The sequence below is a fragment of the Variovorax sp. 10N420 genome, assembly GCF_056394705.1.
Window position 1 is genome coordinate 224,123 of the sequence record NZ_JBFTIJ010000002.1, and the last position, 25,981, is coordinate 250,103.

Here is a 25,981-nt window from a genome sequence, read left to right on the forward strand (position 1 = left end):
GCGTTATTCCGGCTTGTAGCCGATCGCGGAAGCCGCTTGCGCCCACATCTGCTGCTCGGCTGCCACTTGGGCGGAATGGGCCTCCGGCGCGCCGCCGACGGGTATCACGCCGGCTTGCGCGAGGCGGGCGCGAATGTCTGGATCCTTCAGCACTTCGTTGAACGCGGCATTGAGCCGCTTGACGATGAGCTCGGGCGTGGTGGCCGGCGCCCAGAATCCAAACGAGAAAGCGAAGGTGAGGTCGGGCACTCCGACTTCTGCCAATGTAGGAACGTCCGGCAGAGAGGGAGAGCGTTCGGAAGCTCCGTGCGCCAGTGCCTTGATGCGACCTTCTTTGATCATGCCCACGTAGAACAGCGGCACGTCGATACCCATCTGTATTTCACCGGAAATCAGGCGCGGTAGCAACCTGCGTGGACCCCTTGTACGGGATCGGCGTCGCTTGAAAGCCCGCGCGCGACTTCAGCATCTCGCCTGCCAACAGGATGCTGCCCGCGGTGTAGCTGAAGTTGGTCTTGTCAGGGTTCTTCTTGGCGTAGTCGACGAACTCTCGGAAGTTGTTCACCGGCAGCGTGCCCGGAACCATCAGCGTCATGCCGCCGCGCGCTACGCAAACGATGGGCCGCATGGATCGCAGCAGGTTGAACTTCAAGTCCTTGACCAATACTGGCGTCCGGCTGCCGCCACCGAGGAACAGGATCGTGTAGCCGTCGGCGGGCTGTGCGGCCGCGTACTCAGTGCCGACGAGCGCCGCCGCGCCTGGCTTGTTCTCGACGATCACGGCCTGCTTGAGTTGGACGCCGAGCCTTTCGCCGAGCGCGCGGGCAAGCGAGTCGGAGCCGCCGGCACCGAACGGCACGACGATGCGCACGGGCTTGTCCGGATAGGTCCCCTGCGCCGCGGCTGGCCATGAAGTGATGCCGGTCAGTGCGGCGCCCGTGGCGCCCAGCACAAGACTGCGTCGGCGACGGGAAGGCGAACTGGAAAAAGATCGGCCCATGATCGTGCTCCTTTTGCTGATTGGGGAAGGTGATTTATCCACATCGTGGGATACTCAAGCATCGAATTTGGCTCATGTGCGGGAGTACATCCAGCACATTCATCCGTTGCCAAGGGAAATCACGGCATCACACGTTCCATATGATGGACACCTCCTCCGAATCAGCCGCGACCAGCGGGACTCAAGCCATACGCCGGGCCGCGGCAGTGCTGCGCGCGCTTGGCAAAGCCGGCGCAGAGGGAGCCACGCTGACGGAGGTGGCGCGCGACTGCACGCTGGCCCGCTCCACCGCGCACCGCATCCTGCGCTGCCTCATCGAGGAACGGCTGGCCTGCGCGCCGGAGCAGGACAAGCGCTATCGGTTGGGCGAGCTGGTCTATGAGCTGAGCCTGGCACCAACGGCCAGCGTGCTCGAGGTGGCGCACTGGCGACCCGTGCTAGGCGCGATTTCCCGCCGAACGGGCGCCACGGCCTACCTGATGCGTCGCAGTGGTGTTGAAGCAGTGTGTCTCGCCAGGGCGGACAGTCAGGCACTGATGCGCTTCGTGCCGGTGGAAGTGGGCCAGCGCCGCCTGCTCGGCGTGGGCGCTGGCGCCACCGCGTTGCTGGCGGCTCTGGACAAGGAGCACTGCGAGCAGATCATCGAACTCATCGCACCCGGCCTGAGGCCCTACCCGCGCTTGAACCCCAACAGCGTGCGCAGTGCAGTGCGCATGGCGCGCCAGACGGGCTTCGCTTTGAGCCAGGGAACGGTGGTGACCGACGGCTTCGGCATGGGCACCGCCGTGCCCAGCGCAAGCGCTGCGCCGCACTTGGCGCTGAGCATTGCTGCCCACGCATCCGTTGTCACGGAATCGATCATCGAGGAGTGGAAGCGCGTGTTGGCCCAAGAGATGAGCAACGGGCTCAAATCGAGCGGCACGGGTAAGGAGACGCGCTAAATCGCGTCGATGCCACGCCAGCGTTGAGGTCGGCGTGGCGGAGCGACAATGCATCCACACACAAGGACCCAATGGCAACAACTCACCCGGTCACGCTCGAGGAATTGAGCGAATGGATCACCGACAAAGCTCGCAGGACCTCCGGCTGCACGGGCCTCAAGGTGAGCGTTCAGTACAAACTGGCCAAGGCCGATCACGCTGGAAAGAACTGGTCCGATTCCCTCGTCATTCACACGGGCGACTGCGGCATCGACGATGCGTTTGCTGCGATCTCGAATGCGCAGCGCGACGCCATCGGCCGCTTCCACATCTCGTAGCAAAGCCTTCGGCCAAGATGGGACCGAACGCGGAGCGCGCAGGCGTTCAGTCTCAAGCTCTGGCCCGTTCCAGCGCCAACGAATTCTGTGAATTCTCAGATTCGGTCGCGATGGCCTGTATGACTTTCAGGGTGTCGGCGTCGATGCGCAGTTGCCCTTGCCATAGCGCGGACTTGACCATGCTGATGTCGCCAGGTCGACCCTTGTGGTTGAGGGCGCACAGTTCGAAGGCCTCGAGTCGGCCGCGAATGTCGAGATCGTTAGGAATCTCCTTGAGACGCTCGATCGCCTGCAAAATGGTCATGGACATGAAGTGCCTTTCAGGCGATGAGGAAGCGTGGAGTGTGCAGCATTCGCAAGAGGGCGTTGTTTTGAATGCCCTTACTCCCATCGGCGGACCACGCCAGACCGGCATCTACGCGCGCCGCGCGGATGGATCGTCGGCAGGCGGTACCTCGCGCCGAGATGAGGCCCGGTAGTTGCGCAACCCCGCCAGGTCCATCACCGTGAGTCCGCCCTTTTCGATCCGGATCAGCCCCAGCGCCTGGAGCCGCTGCAACGCCACGTTCACTCGCTGCCGTGAAACGTTGGCGAGCAGGCCGACTTCGATCTGCCCGACCTGCAAGACGCGCGGCGCGTCGGGGTAAAGGTCGGCATTGAAGAGGCTGGCCAGGCAGTTGGCCACCCGCGCATCGGTGTCGAGCAGCCGCTCGTGCGCCAGCGCACCGACGAATAGGCTCAGGCGCGCATTGAGCAGGTCCTGCAGGTAGTGATTGAAAGGCACGCTCGTCTCACGCAGCCAGTCGAAGGTGCGCCGCGGCATCAGCGCGACGCGCGTGGGCCGCAGCGCGAACACATCGTAGCGGCGCGCCTCGTGCTTGAAGAGCGACCCTTCGCCGAACCACACGCCGGACCCTACGCCGGTAAGCGTCGACACGCGCCCATCCTCGGATGCCACCGACATTTTCGCGAAGCCGTCGATCAGCGCCATCCAGTGCTCGACCAGCTGACCTGCGCCGGCGATGCAGGCGCCGCGCGGGTGCTGACGCTCCTGCATGCTGCCCAGCACGTGCTCGAGGTCGTCAAGAGAAAGTGATGATGCCCAGCGAGAGCGCCTCACCATGCCTTCAAGGCTTGGCAGTGCCTGTTGGGCGTTAGGGATTACCCGTGGCAATTCGTGTCTCATCTGTCGTCGCAAAGACCCAACGGCTGCTCACCCGAACCTAGGCTCTCGGGACATCTACAACCACGCAGGAGACACCTATGTTCACAACCCGAAACGGCCCGCGCAAGCGGGTTTCTCCGCTTCCCTTGTCGCGCGCCGCCGCCTCTGCAGCGTCCCTCGCCCTGGCGAGCGCATTCCTGCTCGCCGGCTGCGGAGGTAGCTCCGACAGCCCGGCGATGCCGCCCGCCTCCCCCGGCGTCGGCAGCAACGGCGGCACCCCGCCGTCCACCACGCCGGCGGCCTTCGAGATCAAGACACTCTCCTCGTATCCCGACATGGTCAGCGGCGGCGACACGCTGCTGCAGGTGCGCGCGCCGGAGGGCATGGCGCTCGACAAGGTGCGGGTGAGCCTGAACGGCAAGAACGTGACGTCGCAGCTTCGCACGCGCGACGAGGGCGCACGCACGCTGCGCGGGCTGGTCACGGGCCTCACGGAAGACGCAGGCTCCGCCACCGGCAGCAGCAACCTCGTGGTGGCGGTCAACGTCGACGACGCCACGCAGCGCACCGAGCTCAAGCTGATCAACTATCCGATCGCCGGGCCGATCCTCTCGGGGCCGCATATCTCGCCCTACGAATGCCGTACGGTGCAGAACGGCCTGGGCGCGGCACTGGACGACAACTGCTCGGCAACGACGCAGGTGGTCTGGTATTACCGCACCACGGGCGGTGCCTTCTCGCCGCTGACCGATCCGACCGGACCGCGCCCCGCGGATCTGGCGAGCACAACCACCAACGACGGCCATACCGTGCCGTACATCGTGCGCGTGGAGTCCGGCACCATCAACCGGGGCGTCTACCGGCTCGCGGTGCTAGACAACCCCGACAAGGACGCCCCGTCCACTTGGAAGCCCGGAGCGGGCTGGAACAAGAAGCTCGTCGCCTACTTCGATTGCTGCGGCTCGGCCCAGTACAACCAGGGCGTGCATGCGATCGGAACGATCCTCGGCGACCTAGGCCATGTGTTCCTCTCGCGCGGCTTTGCCTTCGTGAACTCGACCGAGATGTGGAACAACCAGCACGCCAACCCGCACCTGCAGGGCGAGACGCTCATGATGATCAAGGAGCACGTGATCGAGGAGTTCGGCGAAGTGCCGAAGTGGACCGCCGGTTCCGGTGGTTCCGGCGGCGCCATCCAGCAGTACCTGGTCGCGCAGCTCTACCCGGGCCTGCTTGACGGCATCCAGCCGATCGTCTCCTTCCCCGAGACGCTCATGCCAGAGGTGATGGAGTGCCGCTTGCTCAACAACGTCTACAAGTCGGATCAGTCAACCTGGACGACCGAGAAGCAAAACGCGGTAAACGGATTCAACACCAACACCTGCACTGCGTGGGATCTCTCCTTCGCCAGCATCATCAAATCGGACAACGCGGCAGGCTGCGGCTTCCTCGAGCCGGCCAACCAGGCCAACGTGTTCAACCGCACCACCAACCCCAGCGGGATTCGCTGTGATTTATTCCAGACCAACGTCAACCTGCTGGGCACGCGCCCAGGAACACAAGAGGCGCGCCGCCCCATCGACAACGTCGGCGTGCAATACGGTCTGGCCGCGCTCAACAGGAACGCGATCACGGTGCACGAGTTCCTGGACCTCAATGAGCATGTGGGCGGCTACGACCGCGACGGCAACACGCAGGCAGCGCGAACGCAGGCCGAAGCGGGTGCACTCGAAGCAACCTATTCCGGAGGCTTCAAGAACAGCTTCAGTGGTCCCGGCCTGGCGAACATTCCGATCATTACGCAGCGAAACAACGCCGACTCGGTGGGCGACATCCACGACACGATGCAAGACCTCATCATCCGTGCCCGCCTGCAGCGCGCGAACGGCCGCAGCGACAACCAGATCATCTGGACGCTGGGATCGACCTCGAACCTGTACACCATGATGGGTAACTCGATCGACCTGCTCAATGCTTGGCTAGACAGCGTCGCCGCAGACTCAGCGCCCGCTTCCATCGACAAGGTAGTGCGCAACAAACCCGTCGGCGCAAAGGATGCTTGCTGGGACAAGGGCAACACGCGCATCGACGAGGTGGCCTCCCAGGACCCGGCCGCGCAGTGCAACGCGATCTACCCGCGCTTCAGCACGCCGCGCATCGTGGCAGGCTCGCCGCTGACGAACGACGTGCTCAAGTGCCAGCTCAAGCCGGTGAACATGGCTGACTATATGGTGACGTTCAGCGATGCCGACAAGGCGCGGCTGAACGGCATCTTCCCGGACGGAGTGTGTGACTGGAGCAAGCCGAGCGCAGGACAGCTCCCTCTGAAGGGGACCTATCTGCGGTTGCCCATGCACTGAGCGGGTATAGGCGAGAACGCACTTCGATGGCTCGGAGGAAGCGCGTGACACCTTTCGTGCGATTGGAGCAGCTGGAGGAGCTTGTGAGACGTCGCTCGTGCCGGACAAATCTGCCCCGCACTCGCGGACTTCTTCGAGCCCGAGCGCCACCGCATTCGGGGTGCCATCGATGGAAGCCTCCGCCATCTTCACATTCTGGTCGCGGATCGCGACGCATCGGCTTGGCCGAAAGCCCCGGTAACCCCAAGCAACCACTCGTGGATGTGCTCATGTGTGGGCTCAAGGCCGCCTGCGACGCTCGCTAGGCGCGTAGTTTCGATCTTGCACAAGGCACTGCCGCCTGTTTAGCCGCCTGCCCCCGGGGCGACCGCTGCAAGACACTACCTGCCTGGCGTGGTTGATCGCGCTCAATTCAGCGGCCAGCGTTCGGGCACGGAGCCCAATGAAGCGCGCGACATGAGCCATTCGATCGCTGCCCTATTGAACGCCGCTGCGTTCTCGATATTGCTCAGGTGCCCGGCGTCCAGCAGGACGCTGACCGGCGCGCCACCCATCTTGGCTGCCATCTCGTGATGCATGGCCGGTGGCGTCAGGCGGTCGTCCGCACCGACCACGAAGTGGGCCGGCGCCGCGACCCGCGAAATATCACCGAGCACCACTTGGTCGACGGTGGCCTGCAGCGACTTGATGTACGACGCCTTGTGCAGCGTGGCGATGCTGTCCACCAGTTGCTGCAGTTGCGCGGGCGTCGCCTTCGGCCCGACCAGCGATCGCGCCACCTCATCGGCGATGTCGGCCGGCTCCTTGCCGGCAAGGAGCGGCGCACGCCGGCTGTCGACGAAAGCTTGGCGCTGCGCCGGCGTGAAGGCTTCGAAGCCCTCGTGCGTGTCGAGCAGCGTGAGCGTCGCGATGCGCTCCGGATGCAGCAGCGCGGTGCGCATCGCGATGCGCCCGCCCATGGACAGGCCGACGAGGTGCGCCCGCTCGACGCCGAAGTGATCGAGCACGCGCAGCACATCGCCGACGAAATCGTCGAAGTCCAGCGCCCCCTCGTAGTCCTCGCTGCCGCCATAGCCGCGCGCATCCCAGGCGGCGCAGGCGAAGTGCGGCGCAAAGGCCGGCAGCTGCGCACGCCAGTTGCTTCGATTGCCGCCTATGCCGTGCATGAACAGAGCGAACGGGCCTTGGCCCGCGAGGTCGACGGCCAGCGACGGTGCGCCGGGAATGCGGTGGGTCACGGGCATGTCAAAGTCCCAGGTAGGCTTGGCGGATGCGGGGGTCGCCGGCAATCTCGGCGGCCGGCCCTTCAGCGGCCACCCGTCCGTTCTCGACGACGTAGGCATAGGTGGCGACTTCCAGCGTGCGGTGTACGTCCTGCTCGGCCAGCAGCAGCGTGAGTCCTTCCGAAGTCAGTCGCCGCACCAGCGCGAAGATCTCGAGCGCCATCACCGGCGCGAGGCCCAGCGTCGGCTCGTCCAGCAGCATCAGCCGCGGCTCGGCCATGAGGCCGCGCCCGATCGCGAGCATCTGCTGCTCGCCGCCCGACAGCGTCATGGCCTGCTGCGAACTGCGCTCGCGCAGGCGCGGGAAGATGTCGAACACGCGCTCGACGTTGTGCTTCCAGCGCGGCCGCGCGCGCACGTTGACGCCGCCCAGGCGCAGGTTCTCGTGCACGGTCAGGGAGGGGAAAACCATGCGACCCTCGGGCACCAGGACCAGGCCCGCGAGGACCCGGCGGTCCGCGGCAGCTTGGCCGATGTCTTCACCGAGAAACCGGAGCACTCCGCCCTGTACCGGCAGCAGCCCGCACAGGGTCTTCATCAGCGTCGTCTTGCCGGCGCCGTTCGCACCGAGCAGCGCGGTCACGCCCCCTTCGCGGACCTGCAGCGACAGGCCGTGGACCACGCGCGTCGACCCGTAGCCGGTGACCAGGCCGTCGACCTCCAGCATTGCCGTGTTGCTCATGCATGCGCTCCGAAGTACACCGACAGCACTTTCTCGTTGTCGCCGATCTGCGCCGGAGTTCCCTCGGCGATCAGTTCGCCATGGTGCAGCACGACGATGCGGCCGCACAGTTCCATCAGCGCGCGCATGACGTGTTCGATGACCAGCAGCGTCAATCCCCGCGACGCCTGCAGATGGCGCAGGGTCCCCAGCATCTGCCCGACTTCCGTCGGCGTCAGGCCGGCCATGACCTCGTCCAGTAGCAGGAGCCGGGCGCCGGTGGCGACGCAGCGCGCGATTTCGAGGCGCTTCTGCCCCGACAGCGTCAACGACGACGCGGGGCGCCCGGCGAAGCTCGCGAGGCCCACTTCTTCGAGCACCTGCAGCGACGCGGCATCGGCGTCGGCCCGGCGCCGGAGTTGCGCATGTCCGAACATAGCGCCGGTGCGCAGGTTCTCCAGCACGGTGAGCGAGGGGAAGGGCTTGACGATCTGGAACGTACGCGCGACGCCGCGCCGGCAGATCTGGTCGGGCCGAAGCCCGACGACGGGCGTGCCGCCGAACTCGATGGTCCCCGCGGAGGGCCGGGAATTGCCGGCGATCAGGCTGAACAGCGTGGTCTTGCCCGCGCCATTGGCGCCCATCACTCCGACGATCTCGCCAGCAACTACGTCGAAGGACACGTCATGGAGTGCCGTCAGGCCGCCGAAGCGCTTGCCCAGACCACGCACGGAAAGCAGCGCGCTCATGGCCTGGCTCCTGCTGCCCGTGCCTCGCGCGCCTCGCGCCGCCGGGCGCGTGCGCCGGCGAGGCCGACCAGCCCGTTCGGCAGCAAAAGCACGAAGGTGATGAGGATCGCACCGAGGATGATCATGTAGAGCAGCGGCGCGTTGGCCCACAGCAGCTCCTGGATCAGGAACAGAAACACCACGCCCAGCATCGGTCCCTTGGCGTTGTCCCCGCCGCCCAGGATCGCCATCGCGATCACGGTGATCGAGATCATCGGATCGAAAACCCCGCCGACCACGAAGTAGGTCGAGCGCAAAGCCATGACCGCGCCGACCATGCCCGGAATCGCCGCCGACAGGACGAACGCGATCAGCTTGAAGCGCACCACCGGCACCCCCAAGGTCTCGGCCGCCTCCTCGTTCTCGCGCAGCGAGCGAAGCCCGTGCCCGAAGCGCGAGCGGCTGACCCAGGTGAGCAAGCCGGTGGCGAGCAGCGCCAGCGCGAACATCGAGAAATAGACGACCACCAGGTCCGGCGTGCCGAACAGGATCCGGCTCGCGGTGCCGCTGGCCGACTCGGCCGCCATGATGCTGAACTTCACGAGCTCCGCAAGGCCGAAGGTCAGGATCACGAAATAGGGTCCGCGCACGCGCAGCACAGGCAGCCCGACCAGCGCCGCGAAGATCGCCGCCAGAGCCCCGGCCGCGAGAATCACGAGCACAAACGGCAGCTGCTGCCACGTCACCACCATCAAGTAGGCACCGAGGCCATAGAAGACCACGTGGCCCAGCGACACGTAGCCCGTCATCTTCGACAGCACGCACCAGCTCTGCGTGAGGGCGAGCCACATCAGCAAGGTGAGCCCGGTGCCCACGAGGTAGTCGTTCGCCACGAACGGTAGCGCCGACATCGCCATTACTCCGATCGTCACAGCGGCCAGCCAGGCCCGATCGCCCCAGAGATTGTTCATGTCACTTTCGGGTCGAGCGCCTGGCGAGCAGGCCGTTGGGAAAGAGCAGCAGCGCGCCGACGAAGCAGCCGTAGAGCAGCACCGAGCGCAGGTTCGCCGACGTCAGGGCGACGCCGTAGGTCTCGATCACGCCCAGCAGCAGCGCCGCCACCAGCCCCGCCATCACGTTACCGAGGCCGCCCAGGATGATCACGATGAAGCCCGCGATCGTGAACGGGAAGCCCGAGAACGGCGAGAACTGCTCGAGCATCGACATCAGCACGCCGGCCAGCGCCGCGCTGGCGAAGCCGAGCGCGAAGCTGGACCATTGCACGCGATCGACGTCGACCCCGACGATGTAGGCGGCTTCCCGTCGCTCGATTACCGAGCGCATCGCGAGCCCCGCCATGCTGCGGCCGAGGAACAGTGCGACGCCGACGCAGGTCGCGCCGGCGACCACGAGGGCCGCGATGCGGTTGCCCGTCATCGCGACGTTGCCAACGCGCCAGACCTCGTCAAGGTACTGGTACGCCCGGTTGTTGGGCGTGAACAGCATGGCCGCGGCGTTCTGCAGAATGATCGACAGTCCGAAGAACAGCAGCAGCGAGTTGCCCTCCATCCGCCCCGCGTCGGCCGGTGCCACGGCCAGCAGGCGGCGGAACAACCCCTTGTAGAGCGCGTAGCCGAGCAAGGCCCCGAGGCCCGCCACCACCGGCGCCGCGACCAGCGGCGAGATGCCCGCGATGCTGAAGGCCCAGTAACCCGCGTAGGCGCCGAGCATCACAAGATCGCCGTGCGCGACGTTGAGCATCCGCATGGTCCCGTAGACCAGGTTCAGGCCCAGCGCGACCAGCGCATAGAGCGAGCCCGTCACGAGGGCCGCGAACAGCAGCTGCCCCGACGACAGCACGTCGAAGACCGGCATTTACCAGGACTTCTTGGCTTCGTACTGACCGGTCGCGATGGACTTGGGCCACACGATCTGGAGCTTGCCCTTCTGCGTCTGCACGAAGGCCGTCGGCGTGATCGCGTTCTGCACGCCCTCGAAGCGCACCGGGCCGTTGATCGTCTCGAAGGTGTCTTTGCTGATCACTTCGCGGATCTTCGACTTGTCGAGGCCGCCCTTGGCGACAGCGGTCTCGAGGATCTCGAGCGACATCCAGGCGAGTGCCGAGTTCAGGTAGTCAGGGTCTTCGCCGAACTTCTTGACGTAGGCATCGTAGAAGGCCTGCGAGCCCCTCCACTCGGGACGCGGCGACCAGTGCGCGATCGTGATCACGTCCTCGGCCGAGGCGGCGCCGACCGCCTTGGCGAAGAAGGCGTCGCTCGGGCCGATCGCGATGAACTGCACCGGGCTGGCAATGCCGAGCTCCTTGGCCTGTTTGGCGTAGAGCACCGAGTCGCCCGGGTACGCGAGCGCGAGCACCGCGTCGGGATTGGCCTGCTTGACCTGCGTGAGGATCGAGGTCATGTCCTTGATGTCCGGCGGATACTCGGTCGAGAACTTGACCTCGATGCCCGCCTTCTTCAGTTCCGGCTCGAGGTAGTTCTTGATCTCCTTGGTGAACGGCAGCACGTTGGCGATGACGACGGCCGTCTTCACGTTGTTGGCCTTCAGCATGGCCGTGAGCTCGACGCCGATGCGGTCCGGGATGGCCGAGGTCGGGAACCAGATGTAGCCCGGCTTGACCTGGCGCAGCGCGACCGATGCCGCGGTGTTGCCGACCATCGGGAATTTGAACTTTTCCAGCACTGGCGCGATCGCGATCTGAAACGGCGTGCCCCAGGGCGCCAGCAACAGGTCGACCTTGTCGTCGGTGATGAGCTTCTCGTAGATGCGAACGGCCTGCTCAGGCTTGGACTGGTCGTCGTAGGTCACGAACTCGACCTTGCGCTTCTGCCCCCCCACATCCATTCCGCCCCGCGCATTGACCTGCTCCTTCCACAGTTCATAGGTGTTGGACTGCGACGGCGTGGCGTTGGCCAGCATGCCCGTGCGTGCCATGGAGTAGCCGATGCGGATCGGCTTGTCGGCCTGCGCGAAGGCGGCGGGGACCGATGCCATCACGGCGAGCGCGGCGATGCCGCTCATGACCAACCTGCGATTCGATGTGGGACTTTTCATTGACGTTCTCCTGTCGACGGGATGGGCGATGCGGCGGTCTGCCGCATCCACGCTGCTGCGAGTGCCGGCCACCCCGAGGGGTGTTCGCCACAGGCGACGCTGGCCTCGAAGTGGTCGGCCCCTTCGAGGATCTGGACTTGCACGGGAACGCCGGCTCCGCGCAGCGCCGCCTCCATCTGCTGTGCCTGCGTGACGAGGTGGGGAAAGTCGCGGCTGCCGTGGGTGATCAGGAACGGCGGGCAGGCCGCGGCGTCCAGGCGGTGCAGCGGCGAGGCGTCGGCGTCGACGCGCGCTTCGTCCCCGCTGCCAAGGAAGCGGGGGCGCACCGATAGGCCGCTGCCCGGCCCGAAGCGATAAACGCCCGACACGGGCAGGCAGCCGCGAAGCACGTCGGCGGGCAATGTCCTTGGTGGGCGCCAGGCCGCCGAGACCGCCAGCAGCGCGGCATAGTGGCCGCCCGCGGAATGCCCGCCGACGAAGATGCGGCGCGGATCGCCGCCATGCGATCCGATGTGACGCCAGGTCCACGCGACGGCGTCCGCCGCATCGTCGAGACCGGCTGGAAACACATGGCGCGGCGCGAGCCGGTAGCCCGCGCTGACCAGCACCACGCCCTGCGCCATCAGCGCAGGGGCCATGAAGTACATCCATTCCTTGTAGCCGCTGGTCCAGCCGCCGCCGTGGAAGAAGACCAGCACGTCTCCGCTGGGTTGCGGCGGGCGGAATACCGCGAGCGTCTGATACGAGTCGTCGCCGTAGGCCGCCTCGGCGCCCGCGACGCCTTCGCCGAGCGCGAGGATGCGCTCCTGGTACGCCACGCCCAGCGGCGACAAGGGCTCCTGTGGCGGGTAGTGGTCGAGCTTCACGAAGTGCCCTCCTCGTCGCGCTGCGCCAGCAGCCCCTTGAGTACCCGCTCTGCGCTCAGCGGCAGCTGGTGGAGATGCACGCCCGTTGCCTGCGCGATGCCGTTGGCGATGGCCGCCGCCACGCCATTGATGCCGATTTCGCCCACGCTCTTGGCGCCGAACGGCCCGCTCGGCTCGTTCGACTCCACGAGGTAGGCATGGATGCTGTCAGGCAGTTCCGCGAATGTCGGGATCTTGTAGTCCATCAGGCTCGGGTTGGCGAGCCGCGCGCCGTCCCACACCATCTCCTCTGTGAGGGCGTAGCCCATGCCCTGCACGAAGGCGCCCTCGATCTGGCCCGTGGCCATCGTGGGATTGATGGCGCGACCGATGTCGCAGGCGGACCACGCGTTCACGACACGCACCTTGCCGGTGAGCTCGTCGACCTCGACCTCAACCACCAGCGCATTGAAGCTGTAGATGCCGATCTGCGGGAACGGCAGCCCTTCGACCACCGCCCGCTTCGGGTCCACGGTCTTCTGGTCGAACACCCAGCTGTGCGTACCAATGATCGGCCCGCCCGCCGCCCAATGCGCGCGGCCCGAGATCTCGGCGAAGCTCACCGAACGCTGCGCCACGCCCTTGATCGCGACACGGCCGCCGGCCAGCAACTCGAGGTCTTCGACCGAGCACTCGAGCATCTCGCTCGCGTGCTGCTTGACCTTGCCTTCGACCTCGGCTGCGGCACCGACCACCGAGCGACCGGCGACGTAGGTCACGCGGCTGGCGGTCGTTCCCCAGTTGTAGGGCGAGCCATCCGTGTCGGGGCTCGCGATCGCGACCCGGTCTACCGGCAGCTTGAGGGCTTCCGCACACATCTGCGTGAGCACCGTGTTCGAGCCCTGGCCGATGTCGACCGCCCCCGTGTTGAGCAGCACCGTGCCGTCTTCGAGCACACGCACGATGGCCCCCGAGGCGAGCAGTCCGCTGATATGGGCCGTCAGCGCCACACCGAGGCCGCGCTTGCGGTCCGATGGGCCTTGCGCTGACGGCTGGGGCCAGCCCGACGCCTTCTCGACGATCTCGACGCACTGCGCGAGTCCGTTGGACAGGATCGGCTGGCCGCCGAACCAGGGGTCGCTGCCGGCCAGCATGTTGCGGCGCCGCAGTGCGATCGGATCCATGCCGAGCTTTCGCGCGATCTCGTCGAGCTGCGTCTCCGAGGCGAAGGTCACCTGCGGCACGCCGAAGCCGCGGAAGGCGCCGAAACGCAGCTTGTTCGTGTACGCCACCCGTCCGTGCGCATGCACATTCGGAATGCGATACGGGCCGCAGTTCATCAGCAGCGCGTAGCCGAGCACGCCGGGGCTGTCGTCGCCATAGGCGCCGCCGTCGAGCACCAGCTCGGTCTCTCGCGCGACGAGCGTGCCGTCGCGCTTCACGCCCGTCTTCATCCGGATCATCGCGGGATGGCGGGCGCGGACCGACTCGAAGTCTTCCTCGCGGCTCAGGATCAGCTTGACTGGCTTGCGCGCCTTCATCGCAAGCAGCACGACGGCGGGCTGCACGTGCGCCTCCATCTTGTTGCCGAAGCCCGCGCCGATGCGCGGCGTGAGGCAGCGCAGCCGCGTCATCGGCAGGCCCAGCGATTCGCACACGCTCGCCTGGACCCGGAACACCGACTGGTTGGCCGACCACAAGGTCACCCGGCCGGTCGCATCGATCTCCGCGAGCGCGCCACAGGGCTCCAGCGACAGGTGGGCCTGGGCCTGGGTCTGATAGCTGCCTTCCACCACCAAGTCGCACTCGGCCCAGGCCTTGTCGGCGTCGCCCGCACGGAAGGACGTGCGCGAACACAGGTTGCCTTCGGTGCCGGCATCGAACACCTTCACATATGAGGACGCGTCCTCGTGGATCACGGCGGCGCCTGGCGCCAGCGCCTCGGCCGGGTCGAGCACCGCGGGAAGCTCCTCGTAGTCGACGCGTATCAGGCGCGTGGCCTGCCGCGCGATGGCCTCGGTGTCGGCCGCCACGGCCGCGACGATCTCGCCCACGTAGCGCACCTTGCCCTTCGCGAAGGCCGGCTCGTCCTTGATGAAGGCGCCCATGCGATGGGCATCGGGAAGGTCGTCGCCGGTGACGATCGCGCGAACGCCGGGCACCGCCAGCGCCTCGCGCAGGTCATAGCCACGGATGCGCGCGTGGGGCAGATGGCTTTGCAGGATGGCGCCATGGAGCATGCCCGGGCGGACCATATCGGCGATGTACTGCGCGCTGCCCGTGAGCTTCTCGTTCGCTTCGAGCTGGGGGATGCCCTGCCCCACGCCACCCGCGCAGGCAGCCGCTTCGAGGACCGCGCCGCTCACGATGCGGCCCCCTCGGGCAGCAGCGACCGGGCGGCCGCCTGCACGGCCTGGACGATCTTCACGTAGCCGGTGCAGCGGCACAGGTTGCCCGAGAGCGCCGTCCGGATGGCCCGCTCGTCAGGGTCGGGATCGCGCTGCAGCAGCGACCGGGCACTGACCAGCATGCCCGGCGTGCAGAAGCCGCACTGGAAAGCGCCCGTGCGCGCGAACGCGGCCTGCAGGGCCTGCAGGTGCGGGCAGTCCAGCAAGCCCTCTAGCGTGCGCACCTCAGCGCTTTCGCAGTTGTGCGCCAGGCTCAGGCAGGCCCGCATCGGCACGCCGTCGACGCTGACGGTGCAGGCGCCGCAGACGCCCTGGTTGCAGCCGCGCTTGGCGGCGGTCAGCTGCAAGCGATCGCGCAGGACGGTGAGCAACGTGTCGTGCAAGGCAGCGTCGACCTGCGCGCCTTCGCCGTTCACGTGCAAGGTCACGACGCCTTGCAGGGGCCTGGGTGACGGATGGGTCATGCAGCACTCCGGTGAGCGGCTTCGACGGCACGCACCGCGCGCAGCAGAAGCCTGGGAATCAAGAGAAGCCGGTAGTCCGCGCTGCCACGGACATCGTCGAGCGGGTCGGCGCGTTCGACCAGCCACTGCGCCGCACGCGCGATCGCGGCATCGCTGCGGTCGGTGGACAGCAGCGCATTGGCCTCGGGATCGGCCAGCGGGGTCGGTCCGCAGGCACCGACCGCCACGCTCATGCGGGCGTCGGCCTGCAGACACGCCGCGACCGAGGCGGTCGCATAGTCGCCCGCCACGCGCGCGTGCTTGATGTACACGCCCGCGCCCCGGTCGGCCGCAGGCAGCAGCACCGCGGTCACCAGTTCGCCGGGCTCGAGCGCGGTCAGGTACCAGTCGACGAAGAACTCGGCGGCCGGCAGAGTGCGCCGGCCCTGCACCGAAGCGATCTCGACCACGGCCCCCGCCGCGACCAGCGCAGGCGGATAGTCCAGCCCTGGATCGGCGAACGAGATCGAGCCGCCGATCGTTCCCATGTTGCGCACGGTCGCGTTGGCGATCTGCGAGGCCGCGTGCGCAACGACGCCGGCGCTACCGAGCGGCAGCTTGCAGGCGGCCGTCTCGCGGTGCCGCGTGAAGGCGCCGATGCGCACGCGGCCGTCGTCCTGCACCGTGATGCCCTTGATCTCGTCGATGTCCGCCAGGCTGATCAGCGCCGCGGGTTCGATCACGCGGGCGTTGAGCATGGCCACCAGGGTGGCGCCGCCGGCCAGCGGTTTGGCCTCCGCGTCCTGGGCCAGCAGTGCCGTGGCCTCGTCGACGGTCGTCGGGCGATAGAGCCCCTGCAAGGTCGTCATGCTCAGTGGCTCGCTGGCGCCGCAGCCTGCGTGGCGGCCGCGCCGAGTTGCTCAAGCTTGCGCTGCAGGTTCGCGGCGAATTCGTCGCCTATGCTCTGCGCCTTCTTCTTCATCATGCCCAGCGCGAAGCGGCCGAGCCGGCCGGTGACGGAAACCTCGGAGCGGTAGTGCACCAGCGTGCCCTCGGGCGTCGGCTCCAGGCTCACGCGGCTGTCCGCCTGCAGGCTGCTGGCGTGGCCGCCCTCGTCGCCGCGTGTGAGAGCCCAGACGTTCTGCTCGTCGCGCTTGGTGATCTGCACCTGCAGGTCGAAGCGCGCCTTGATGCCGGCCATCGCGATCGCGACGACAGCGCGATAGCGGTCGGCATCGATGGCCTCGAGCTTCTCGCAGCCCGGCAGGCAGGAGGCCATCAGGCCCGCGTCGAACAGGTGGACCAGCAGGGTCTGCGGCGCCGCCGCGATGGGGAATTGACCTTCGATCAGCATGAAGTGGGGCTCCGCGGAGAAATGGACTCGTTTGTCATCAGCGTGGCACGCGCTCGACAACCATCTTCGGATCGGCCACGCGGCCGTCCTTCACCACGACGTTGCCGTCGAGCGCGATGGTGCAGTTGCGCATCGGCACGTCGTAGTGGCCGCGCGTCGTGCGCTTGCCGCCGCCTTGCGTGTTGGGACCGGTCGAGAACAGGAAGTTGCCCGGGAAGCTGCGCGCCGCGGCGCGGCTGCGCTCGGGCGCATCGCCATGCAGCGCGAGGGAATCCCAGCGGCACTGCGGATTGAGCCCCCAGCCCAGATGTGAGAGCGCGTAGGGGTCGCGGTCGCCCTCGCTCACTTTGCCGTCGCCCAGCCACTCGCGCATCAGCGCCGCGTCGAGCCCGCCTTCGATGCTCACGATGTGGCCGTCCCGAATCTCGAGCTCGATCGCGTCCTGCACATAGCGGCAGTACGGAAGGATCACGATGTCGCCCGGTGCGATCACCACGCGGCCCTGGGCGCTGCCCTCGTTCGGAAAGGTGTGCAGCAGTCCTACGCCCCAGTGATCGAAGCGCCCGGGCTCATCCGCCATGCCGTACTGGCTCATGACTGGGTACTCGCCGCACCGGTACGTAAGGTCGGTCCCGGCCCGGCTCGTCACACGCACTTCACGCGTCTTCTGGTAGAGCGACTGCGCATGCAGCACGGCCTCCTTCAGGCCGGGCGGCGACTGCAGCTGATAGAGATCGTCCGGCGCGTCGATGATCATCTGGACGCGCACGCCCTTGGCCTGCACGTCGCGCAGCCACTTGGAGAACAGCGGCACGTGGAAGATCAGCACCAAATCGACCGCCATCAGCGCCTCGAGCGTACCCTTGCATTTCCCGATGGTCGCGACCCCCACGCTGGTCCATCCGGGAATCGCGTTGACGCACATCTCGTAGATGTCGAAGCCGATGTCCTGCGCGGCCGCGAAGGCGGCCTCGATGTACTCGCGACGCGTCCCGAGATCGCTAACGATCGCGACGGTCTGCCCGGGCCCGACCCGGCACAACTCGAACTGCTTGCGAAAGAGGGACATGAGCTTTGCGGGGTTGAGCTCCTGGGTGCGGATCGCTGCTTGCATCGGTGGAATCCTCTGGTGCCCGCCAGCCAATCGGCGGATTGGGAACTACTTTAGGAATCGAGCAAATGGATGTCAATAGCGAATACCATTCATTTTTGAGAGAATCCTTCACCACCCTTTGGAACAGGACCGGATCCCATGTCACAGACGAAGAAGAAAGATGTGCGCGAGGCGATCCTTGCAGCGTCCTTCAGGCTGTTCACCGCACAGGGCTACAGCGACAGCTCAATCCCCGCGATCGCGCGCGAGGCCGGGATATCGACCGCGAACGTCTATGTCTACTTCCGCTCGAAGCTCGACATCCTCTACGCGCTGTACGAACCCTGGCTCAAGGAGCGCCTCGACCGGCTCGATCGTTCCCTGAAGCGGGTCGGCTCGCCGCGAGAGCGGCTCGAGCGCCTGCTCGTCATCCTGTGGCGTGACCTGCCGCGCGAGAACAACGGCTTCGCCAAGAACATCATGCAGGCGCTCTCGACGACCCGCGGCGGCGACGACTACAGCCCGCACTTGCGCGAGCTGTTCCAGGAACGCGTCGCACTCTGGCTTGCCGACTGCCTCGCCGTCACGAAGGCCGAGAGCAAGGTCATCGCAGGGATCGTGCTCATGGCCTTCGATGGCTTCGCGATGAACGTCCAGCTCGACCATGGCATGGCGTTCAACGCCAACGCGGCACGCCTTTTCTGCGGGATGCTGGGCACTGCATCGCCCAGGGCGGGCGACGACGGCACGGGCATGCGGGTGGAGTCGTCCGACTGAGCGTAACGTCTCCACGCTTCGCTGGCCGTCGTTCCGCATTGCGCCGCATGCCCGCGCGACTTTCTCCAACTGCCCTCGGGGACCGCACCATCGGTCGCTTCGTCGAGTTCCATGACCGCCCTGCTCCGCCCGCCTCAAACGCGGAGTTCGTGTCTCCGCTGGGCGAAGGAACATACCAGTCTTTCATTCTCGGAGTTTCGGCTCTTTCGCCACCGCCGCATCGACAGGAACTTCGTGAAGTCAAGGGCAAAACGCACACCGGAGTGGGACGCCAACGCTCGCACCATCTGCCCCTCACACCTGGTAGTAGCTTTCGCGGTAGGACATGGGCTCACACCAGCTTTGGGCTGTCCTTTCGCACTCGAGGCCGACCTTGTCACAAACACCCGGCTCGCCGGCATCGATGAGTCTGTCCGGTCCCGAAGCCTCAGCGATGAGGCTCGCCCTTCGGATAATCGCTCTCTGCGGCGAGCACCGCAGTGTTTTAAATTGAAGGTTGCCTATGCAGCAGCGGTTGCGGACTTCCGACCCCGCGAGCAGATGCGTGCTATCCGCCGCGCTGCGGTCGTTCCAGCGATGCTGTGCCTAGGAAACCAACACGCGCAACGTCTGCGCAACGTGATTCATGCGAATGAGGCCGAGGATGCAATCCGGACTGGCTCGAAGAGGAGGTCAGCAAGCTCGAATCGGTTGCCATGGAAACGATCCGGGAAGTGGCAAAGACCGAAGACTTCGACGGTATGAACAGGCACCCGAGCAACGCGAGAGCATGCGCCAGATTCACGAGCTATCGCGCGAGGCGTGATGGACTTGGTGCTTGTCGAAGCCCCGTTCAAAGTGAAGCCGATATAGGCGAGTCAATCAAACGCTGAAAGCGCCAAGCACACACGGAAAGCGCTGATCCGGCGCGCAGTCGAAGGCCGTTTGCATCGTCGTCGGGTTGGCGGCTCGGCCCACAACGGCTTAACCCTTTGTCCCGAAGCCGCCACACATGGGCGTTGAGCTACGCCATCCCATTGTTCCGGCGCGGAAACATTGTTTTCCACGAAAGCTATTTTTGCAGTGGGCCCTCGTCAATAGGATGCTGCAGCGCTGTATCGCGCGTGCGCCTCGATGGAAAACGGCGCCGCCCAGGAGGTCGTTGGTCCGGCGATTCGCGGGCTACACCTCTCATTCATAACAAAGGAGACAAGATGTCGATGGTGCTGATTTCCAGCGTGTCACGCTGCGCGCTAGCCAGGTACGTCAGAGCAGGTGTTCATGTTTTTATCTGCGCTCTCAGCGTGGTGGGCGTAGTTGCCTGCGGCGGCGGGAATGACTTTGCGCCGGCCGCAGCCGGGGCACAACCGACTGCGGCAGCCATCAGCTGCGAAAGCGTCCGGGGCTTGCAACTGCCGAACGTGGACATCACCGCAACGCAGGCTGTTGCGGCGGGCACGTACCAGCCGGCCGGAAGTACGACCGCATTCGCCGACCTGCCGGCGTTTTGCCGGGTCACCGCCAACCTGACGCCCGTCTCCGGTTCGAAGATCGGGATGGAGCTTTGGCTACCCACCACGGCATGGAATGGCCGGTACCAACAACTGGGACAGAACGGCTGGGGCACGGCCTTTTCTTCCTATTGGAGCTCGATGGCGCCACAACTTCGATCCGGGTATGCGATCGCCATCACGGATGGTGGTCATACAGCGACAGCGGTCAGCGACGCAAGTTGGGCCATCGGCTTTCCGGAGCGTGTCATTGACTTTGCATATCGCGCAACGCACGAAACGGCGGTTGCCTCCAAGGCGATTGTCCGTGGCTACTATGCGAAAGCCGCTTCCTATGCGTACTTCAATGGCACATCAACAGGAGGACGGGATGGATTGATGTCGGCCCAAAAGTACCCTACGGATTTCAATGGAGTGCTCGCCGGCCCCGCTCTGATCAACTGGACCCGTGTGGCCACACAGAAGCTTTTCGCAAGCCAGCAACTTGTGAAAGCCGGCATTCAGGGGCCGCTAGGAACGGCGCTGCTGAATCTTGCGCGAAGATCGTCGATCGCCGCATGCGATGCTGCGGATGGTGCGACGGATGGAATCATGCGCGACCCACGCGCCTGCCGCTGGGACCCGCATTCACTGTTGTGCGCGTCGGGCCAAGACCCCTCGACCTGCTTCACCGCCGCACAAGCTGACGCATTGACCCATGTGCTGTCGCCGCTACGGGATCAAGTCACTTCCGAATATCTCTACCCGGGATATCTCCACGGATTCGAGACCGATTGGATCGGCTTCGGGTATGTGACAGCCACTCCTGCGCATGCGGCTACCGTCTACAAGATCGCCTTGGGCAATGCCGCGTGGGACGCTTCGACATTCAACGTCCACACCGATTTGCCCTCGGTTGAAAGCGCGCTGGGCTTCATGAATGTCGACCAGCAGACCGACTTGAGCGCATTCAGGCAGGCGGGAGGCAAACTGATCCAGTACCAAGGCTGGCAAGACGCTGTGACGATGCCCGAACGCATCGTGCAGTACTACGATGAAGTTCGGGACCGCACATCGGGTGGAGACCGGGCAGCGGAACAAAACTTCTACCGCCTCTTCATGATGTCAGGCGTGGGCCATGGTGGCGCTGGCGAGGGGCCGTGGCACTTTGGCGCGATCGCACAGCAGACTGTTTCGAACGATCCTGAACATGATGCGGTGCGCGCCTTGCGCGATTGGGTTGAAAGCGGTATCGCGCCTGAAATATTCGTCGCCACGAAGTTCCAGAACGGCGACGTCACCAAGCCGATTTCACTGCAGCGGCCGTTGTGTCCGTATCCGAGCCAGCCTGTCTACAAAGGCAGCGGAGACACGAATGGGGCCAGCAATTTTTATTGCAGATAGGAGTGCCAGCCAAAGTCCTGAAGTCGAAACAAATTCAAAAGGAGCACCCGATCGACAACAATGTTCATGGACTGGAACAATTGGAGTGCGCATTTGAAGCCAGCAACGGTTCACAACGTTCGGGTCTTCCTTGAAGTGGCGAAGGCCGGAAGCTTCACCGCTGCGGCAGAAACCCTCGACATGCCGAAGTCGTCGACCTCAAGAAGCGTCGCGGCACTAGAGAAAGAGCTCGGAATCAAGTTGATCAACCGCACCACGCGAACGCTGGTTCTTACGGATGAAGGTAAGAGCTATTTCGAGCAATGCAGTCGCGGAATGCACGAAATCATCCAAGCCACACAACTGGCTCAGACTGCGCCTGCCAAACCGAAGGGCCACCTGCGGATGGCCGCTCCAATCGATTTCACCGTTCGATTCACGGCTGATAAGGTTCGAGAGTTTCTGGACCGGTATCCGGACGTGACGCTCGAACTGCACTTCACTCCGAAATGGATGGATCCGCTCGCCGAGCGGTATGACGTCACAGTGCGCATGGGAGAGCTCCCGGACTCCTCGCTCGTGGTCCGCAAGCTTGGCGATTTGCCCCGCTGCCTCTATGCCTCGCCAGAGTACCTGTCGGGCCATGGGCAGCCGCTTGCTCCACATGATCTGGCGCGGCATCAGTGTGTGCTGCGCAGTGAGCGTGGAACAGAGCAACCGGAGCGACGCTGGACGCTGCACGCGGGCCGGAGATCTGTGGCCGTGGACGTGCAAGGGCGCGCTGCTGCCAACAATGTTCGCTTCATTCGGAATCTTGCCCTGGCCGGCAACGGCATCGCCGTCTTGGCCGACGTATTCGCAGGCCCTGAAGTCCAGGCCGGCCGCCTGGTGCAGGTGCTCGAGAAATGGAATGCGTCGAGCTTGCCCGTCTATGCGTTGACGGCGTCCCACCTCGCTCCCGCCAAGACCCGCGCACTGCTGGATTTTCTGTCTGACTTGCTGGCGCCCATGCGGGTCACCAATGCTGTCGTTCCGCTTCATCCATAGGCGCGCGAGAACGAGAGACCGTCGATAGCTGCTGCATCAAGCTTGTCCAACGCACGCGCGCCGCAATGATGCTTTCCGCCTTGACATGGCCGTAGCCGCGGATCTGCTCCGGCAGGCGCGCAATCGCCAAAGCGAAATCACGCGCCGAGTCCCAACCTTCGGTTTCAATGCGGGCAATCACCTGCTCAATCGTCCGTCGGTAGTCCTGAATCAACTCCCGTTCCATTCGCCTTTCGGCTGTTCCGCCGAAGACATCCAGGCGCGTACCGCGCAGCCGACGCAATGAGGCAAGAACTCGGAATGCATGCAACATCCAAGGTCCAAAGGTCTGCTTGACCGGTAGGCCGTGGCGATCGCGCCTTGCGAAGATCGGCGGAGCCAGGTGGAAGGTCAACTTTGGCTTTCCCTCAAAATCCTCTTGCAGCTTCTCAAGAAAGGTTCCGTCGGTGTAAAGGCGTGCGACTTCGTATTCGTCCTTGTATGCCATCAGCTTGAAGAGATTCGCGGCAACGGCATCCGCCAGTTCACCGGTGCCGCCGTGCTCCAGTTCGATCTGCCGCACGCGTGCGACGAAATCTTCGTAGTGCTTTGCATAGCTGGCGTCCTGGTAGTCGGTAAGGAAGGCGACGCGGTGAGCAACGAGCGAAGCATGGGACTTCCTCCTGTGCACCGTGACCGCCTGCACAGGCGAGGCTTCCCTTGCGACCGCTGCCAGATCCAGAGCGGCCTTTCGTCCCCACTGAAACGCGATCTGATTGGCCTTCACAGCCACTCCGTTAGTCTCGATAGCCTTCATCAGCGCTCCAGATGTCAGTGGTATGGCACCCTTCTGGAATGCGAACCCGAGCAGAAACAGGTTGGCTGCAATCGCATCCCCCATGAGGCGGGTCGCCAGCCGCGTAGCGTCCACGAAGTCCACGCGTCGATCGACTGACTCTTCGATCAGTTCTCTCACCTGCGCTGCCGGAAACGCCCAGTCCGCGTTCTGTGCGAATTCGCCCGTGGGCTGTTCGAATGTATTGACCAGCGCATAGGTGCGCCCCGGCCGCATCTTGGCGATGGCATCGGGTGCGCCTGTGGTGAGCATGTCGCAGCCCAGGACGAGATCCGCCTCGCCCGTCGGAATGCGTTGCGCCTTCAATTGCGCGCTGTTCGTCGCAATGCGAACGTGCGAAGTCACCGAGCCGTTCTTCTGCGACATGCCAGTCATGTCGAGCACGCTGACGCCCTTGCCCTCCAGATGCGCCGCCATGCCGATGAGCGCGCCGATCGTGATGACACCCGTACCTCCGATGCCTGTGATGAGTGTGTTGTGAATCTGATCGAGCGAGGGCAGCACAGGTTCAGGAAGGTCGAAGCTCGCCGCTGACTTCGTGTCGACGGGTTTGCTCTTTCGCGGCTTGACTCCTTCGACGCTCACAAAGCTCGGGCAAAAGCCGCTGATGCATGAATAGTCGGCGTTGCACGAGCTTTGGTCGATGCGCCTCTTGAGGCCATATTCGGTCGGCTGAGGCTGCAGCGACGTGCAGTTCGACTGCTCGCCGCAATCGCCACAACCCTCGCACACGGCCTCATTGATGAAGACGCGCTTGGCAATCTGTGGAAACTCGCCCTTCTTGCGCCGCCGGCGCTTCTCGGCCGCGCATACCTGGTCATAGATCAGGACAGAGACGCCTTCGAATTCGCGCAGTTCGCGCTGCACGTCGTCCATCTCGTCGCGATGATGCAGCGTGAATCTCATGGAGGGGCTGTCCGTCGGCAGTCCGGTGCGGTCGCGCCAGCGGCTCGGATCTTCCGCCACCAAGGCGATGCGCCTGACGCCTTCTGCCGCGACCTGCTGCGCGATGCGCGCAACGCTGATTGGCCCGTCGACCGGCTGACCACCCGTCATTGCCACGGCGTCGTTGTAGAGGATCTTGTAGGTGATACGGACATCCGCCGCGACAGCCGCGCGGATCGCCATCGATCCGGAGTGGTAATAGGTGCCGTCGCCCAGGTTTGCAAACACGTGCTTGCGCCGGGAAAACCAGGCCTGCCCCAACCAGGGTGCGCCCTCCCCGCCCATGTGGGTCGTGGTCTTGTTGTGCTGCGGATAGATGGCCGTGGCCATCACGTGACAGCCAATGCCGGCCAGTGCAAGGCTGCCTTCGGGCACCTTGGTGGAGGTGTTGTGCGGGCAGCCCGAGCAATACCACGCCGGGCGAGACGGAGTCGCGACCGCCTTGCCGAGAACGACGTCCTTGGCATCGAGGATCGCCAGCCGGGCGCGAATCATGTCGCTCGTGTGGAAGCGCGCGATGCGCCCTGCGACCACTCGCGCGATCTGCGCGACCGAAAAGTCGGCCGTTGCCGGCAGCAGCCAGTTCCCCCGTGGATGCGCCCATTCGCCGGCCTCGTCGAACTTGCCGATGACGCGCGGCCGCACGTCCTCGCGCCAGTTGTAGAGGTGTTCCTTGAGTTGGTATTCAACGAGTTGGCGCTTCTCTTCGACCACCAGAATCTCGTCGAGACCGGCCGCGAATTCGCGGATCGAATCCGGTTCGAGCGGCCAGGGCATTGCGACCTTGAACACCCGCACACCAATGCGCGAAGCCACGTCGGCGTCGATGCCGAGTTCTTCCAGAGCCTCCAGTACGTCGCGGTATGACTTACCCGACGCAACGATGCCGAGCTTGGCTCGTGGCGAGTCAATCGTGACGTGGTTGAGCCGGTTCTCGCGCGCGTAGGCGATGGCGGCATAGATCTTGTAGTCCTGCATCAATGCTTCTTGCTTGCGCGCCTGAACACCGAGCGTGTCGGTGGACAACCGGGCATGGACACCGCCGGTCGGGAACACGAAATCGCGAGGCAGCAGGGTTTGCACGCCCGCTGCGTCAGCGGAGATAGGTCCCGATGACTCGACCGTATCGGCAAGCGCCTTGAAGCCCACCGGCAAGCCTGCAAAGCGCGATATCGCGAAGCCATGCAGGCCGAGCTCGATGTATTCCTCCACGCTCTGCGGGTAGAGCATCGGGATCATGGCCGCGGAGAAGATGTGATCACTCTGGTTGGGCAGCGTCGAGGAGTACGCGCCATGGTCATCGCCGGCCACGAGCAGAACGCCGCCATGCGGCGAAGTGCCGCCATGGCTCATGTGCTTGAAGACGTCGCCGCAGCGGTCCACGCCAGGACCCTTGCCGTACCACATGGCATAGACGCCATCGACCAGGCTCTCACCCGTCAGGTGAACCTGCTGCGTGCCCCAGACGGCCGTTGCCGCCAACTCTTCATTGACGCCCGGCAGAAACTTGATGCCGTTGTCATCGAGGTGCTTTTGGGCGTGCCAAAAGGCCTCGTCAATGCCTCCTAGCGGCGAGCCACGATAGCCGGATACGAACCCTGCGGTGTTCAGGCCGTTGGCCTGGTCCCGCCAACGCTGCGCGAGCATCAGGCGCACCAGCGCCTGAATGCCACTCAGGTAGACGCGGCCGGTGGTCGATGTGTACTTGTCGTCCAGCGAAACGCTGGCGAGCTCGGGTATTGTCATCATGGTTCGGAATCCGGTAGGAATCACACAAGGCACGCTCGGCCATCGGTAAACGGCGGTGCGTGTCGGGCGATCGGCGGCGGGTAGCCCGCCGGTCGCATTGCTG

23 protein-coding genes are annotated in these 25,981 nt (G+C 65.1%); 6 read left to right on the plus strand and 17 right to left on the minus strand.

Going from position 1 to position 25,981, the window contains the following annotated elements:
- Window positions 1-3: 3 nt before the first annotated feature.
- Window positions 4-375, minus strand: a complete 372-nt coding sequence (locus AC1DEK_RS05550) for a Bug family tripartite tricarboxylate transporter substrate binding protein (protein WP_478124216.1) — start codon at window positions 373-375, stop codon at window positions 4-6.
- 7 nt (window positions 376-382) lie between these two features.
- Window positions 383-1,000, minus strand: a complete 618-nt coding sequence (locus AC1DEK_RS05555) for a Bug family tripartite tricarboxylate transporter substrate binding protein (protein WP_478124217.1) — start codon at window positions 998-1,000, stop codon at window positions 383-385.
- A gap of 143 nt (window positions 1,001-1,143) precedes the next feature.
- Between AC1DEK_RS05555 and AC1DEK_RS05560 the strand changes: the two genes are divergently transcribed.
- Window positions 1,144-1,941 carry an IclR family transcriptional regulator gene (locus AC1DEK_RS05560; RefSeq protein ID WP_478124218.1) on the plus strand — a complete coding sequence of 266 codons (798 nt, stop codon included), beginning with the start codon at window positions 1,144-1,146 and terminating at the stop codon, window positions 1,939-1,941.
- Between the two features lie 71 nt (window positions 1,942-2,012).
- A complete protein-coding gene (locus AC1DEK_RS05565) occupies window positions 2,013-2,258 on the plus strand; it encodes a hypothetical protein (RefSeq protein ID WP_478124219.1) in 246 nt (81 codons plus the stop codon).
- Window positions 2,259-2,310: 52 nt separating this feature from the next.
- Here the strand turns inward: AC1DEK_RS05565 and AC1DEK_RS05570 are convergent, their stop codons facing one another.
- Together AC1DEK_RS05570 and AC1DEK_RS05575 are read right to left on the minus strand one after the other, a co-directional pair.
- On the minus strand, window positions 2,311-2,562 hold the full coding sequence (locus AC1DEK_RS05570) for a hypothetical protein (protein WP_478124220.1): 252 nt from the start codon (window positions 2,560-2,562) through the stop codon (window positions 2,311-2,313).
- A 111-nt stretch (window positions 2,563-2,673) separates the two neighbouring features.
- Window positions 2,674-3,381: a Crp/Fnr family transcriptional regulator gene (locus tag AC1DEK_RS05575; protein ID WP_478124221.1), complete on the minus strand. Its 708-nt coding sequence runs from the start codon at window positions 3,379-3,381 to the stop codon at window positions 2,674-2,676.
- A 140-nt stretch (window positions 3,382-3,521) separates the two neighbouring features.
- Between AC1DEK_RS05575 and AC1DEK_RS05580 the strand changes: the two genes are divergently transcribed.
- Complete coding sequence (locus AC1DEK_RS05580; RefSeq protein ID WP_478124222.1) at window positions 3,522-5,783, plus strand: DUF6351 family protein; 2,262 nt, start codon at window positions 3,522-3,524, stop codon at window positions 5,781-5,783.
- 407 nt (window positions 5,784-6,190) lie between these two features.
- Here AC1DEK_RS05580 and AC1DEK_RS05585 read toward each other — a convergent pair whose 3' ends face one another.
- The 12 genes from AC1DEK_RS05585 to AC1DEK_RS05640 are packed head-to-tail and all read right to left on the minus strand — an operon-like array spanning window position 6,191 to window position 17,694.
- Entirely contained in the window at window positions 6,191-7,027 is an 837-nt protein-coding gene (locus AC1DEK_RS05585) for an alpha/beta fold hydrolase (protein ID WP_478124223.1), read from the minus strand.
- Between the two features lies 1 nt (window position 7,028).
- Window positions 7,029-7,748: an ABC transporter ATP-binding protein gene (locus AC1DEK_RS05590; protein WP_478124224.1), complete on the minus strand. Its 720-nt coding sequence runs from the start codon at window positions 7,746-7,748 to the stop codon at window positions 7,029-7,031.
- On the minus strand, window positions 7,745-8,476 hold the full coding sequence (locus AC1DEK_RS05595) for an ABC transporter ATP-binding protein (RefSeq protein ID WP_478124225.1): 732 nt from the start codon (window positions 8,474-8,476) through the stop codon (window positions 7,745-7,747). Before AC1DEK_RS05595 ends, AC1DEK_RS05590 begins: the two co-directional genes overlap by 4 nt.
- A complete protein-coding gene (locus tag AC1DEK_RS05600) occupies window positions 8,473-9,426 on the minus strand; it encodes a branched-chain amino acid ABC transporter permease (protein ID WP_478124226.1) in 954 nt (317 codons plus the stop codon). Before AC1DEK_RS05600 ends, AC1DEK_RS05595 begins: the two co-directional genes overlap by 4 nt.
- 1 nt (window position 9,427) lies before the next feature.
- Entirely contained in the window at window positions 9,428-10,330 is a 903-nt protein-coding gene (locus tag AC1DEK_RS05605) for a branched-chain amino acid ABC transporter permease (RefSeq protein WP_478124227.1), read from the minus strand.
- The gene (locus AC1DEK_RS05610) at window positions 10,331-11,530 is read right to left on the minus strand and encodes an amino acid ABC transporter substrate-binding protein (RefSeq protein WP_478124228.1); all 1,200 of its coding nucleotides are present in this window, start codon (window positions 11,528-11,530) and stop codon (window positions 10,331-10,333) included.
- The gene (locus tag AC1DEK_RS05615) at window positions 11,527-12,396 is read right to left on the minus strand and encodes an alpha/beta hydrolase (RefSeq protein ID WP_478124229.1); all 870 of its coding nucleotides are present in this window, start codon (window positions 12,394-12,396) and stop codon (window positions 11,527-11,529) included. The genes AC1DEK_RS05610 and AC1DEK_RS05615 overlap by 4 nt, the downstream gene beginning before the upstream one ends.
- Window positions 12,393-14,741 (minus strand): xanthine dehydrogenase family protein molybdopterin-binding subunit, encoded by a 2,349-nt coding sequence (locus tag AC1DEK_RS05620; RefSeq protein WP_478124230.1) that lies wholly within the window; start codon window positions 14,739-14,741, stop codon window positions 12,393-12,395. Before AC1DEK_RS05620 ends, AC1DEK_RS05615 begins: the two co-directional genes overlap by 4 nt.
- The gene (locus tag AC1DEK_RS05625; RefSeq protein ID WP_478124231.1) at window positions 14,738-15,247 is read right to left on the minus strand and encodes a (2Fe-2S)-binding protein; all 510 of its coding nucleotides are present in this window, start codon (window positions 15,245-15,247) and stop codon (window positions 14,738-14,740) included. The genes AC1DEK_RS05620 and AC1DEK_RS05625 overlap by 4 nt, the downstream gene beginning before the upstream one ends.
- Window positions 15,244-16,095 carry an FAD binding domain-containing protein gene (locus AC1DEK_RS05630; RefSeq protein WP_478124232.1) on the minus strand — a complete coding sequence of 284 codons (852 nt, stop codon included), beginning with the start codon at window positions 16,093-16,095 and terminating at the stop codon, window positions 15,244-15,246. The genes AC1DEK_RS05625 and AC1DEK_RS05630 overlap by 4 nt, the downstream gene beginning before the upstream one ends.
- 2 nt (window positions 16,096-16,097) lie before the next feature.
- Entirely contained in the window at window positions 16,098-16,580 is a 483-nt protein-coding gene (locus AC1DEK_RS05635; protein ID WP_478124233.1) for a CoxG family protein, read from the minus strand.
- Between the two features lie 37 nt (window positions 16,581-16,617).
- The gene (locus AC1DEK_RS05640) at window positions 16,618-17,694 is read right to left on the minus strand and encodes a 2,5-dihydroxypyridine 5,6-dioxygenase NicX family protein (RefSeq protein ID WP_478124234.1); all 1,077 of its coding nucleotides are present in this window, start codon (window positions 17,692-17,694) and stop codon (window positions 16,618-16,620) included.
- A gap of 138 nt (window positions 17,695-17,832) precedes the next feature.
- Between AC1DEK_RS05640 and AC1DEK_RS05645 the strand changes: the two genes are divergently transcribed.
- From AC1DEK_RS05645 to AC1DEK_RS05655, 3 genes are all read left to right on the plus strand, one after another.
- Window positions 17,833-18,450, plus strand: a complete 618-nt coding sequence (locus tag AC1DEK_RS05645) for a TetR/AcrR family transcriptional regulator (protein ID WP_478124235.1) — start codon at window positions 17,833-17,835, stop codon at window positions 18,448-18,450.
- A gap of 1,193 nt (window positions 18,451-19,643) precedes the next feature.
- The gene (locus AC1DEK_RS05650; protein WP_478124236.1) at window positions 19,644-21,323 is read left to right on the plus strand and encodes a tannase/feruloyl esterase family alpha/beta hydrolase; all 1,680 of its coding nucleotides are present in this window, start codon (window positions 19,644-19,646) and stop codon (window positions 21,321-21,323) included.
- Between the two features lie 60 nt (window positions 21,324-21,383).
- Window positions 21,384-22,349, plus strand: coding sequence for a LysR family transcriptional regulator (locus AC1DEK_RS05655; RefSeq protein ID WP_478124237.1), 966 nt, complete (start codon window positions 21,384-21,386; stop codon window positions 22,347-22,349).
- Here the strand turns inward: AC1DEK_RS05655 and AC1DEK_RS05660 are convergent.
- Window positions 22,318-25,875 (minus strand): indolepyruvate ferredoxin oxidoreductase family protein, encoded by a 3,558-nt coding sequence (locus AC1DEK_RS05660; RefSeq protein WP_478124697.1) that lies wholly within the window; start codon window positions 25,873-25,875, stop codon window positions 22,318-22,320. The genes AC1DEK_RS05655 and AC1DEK_RS05660 overlap by 32 nt on opposite strands.
- Window positions 25,876-25,981: the final 106 nt, after the last annotated feature.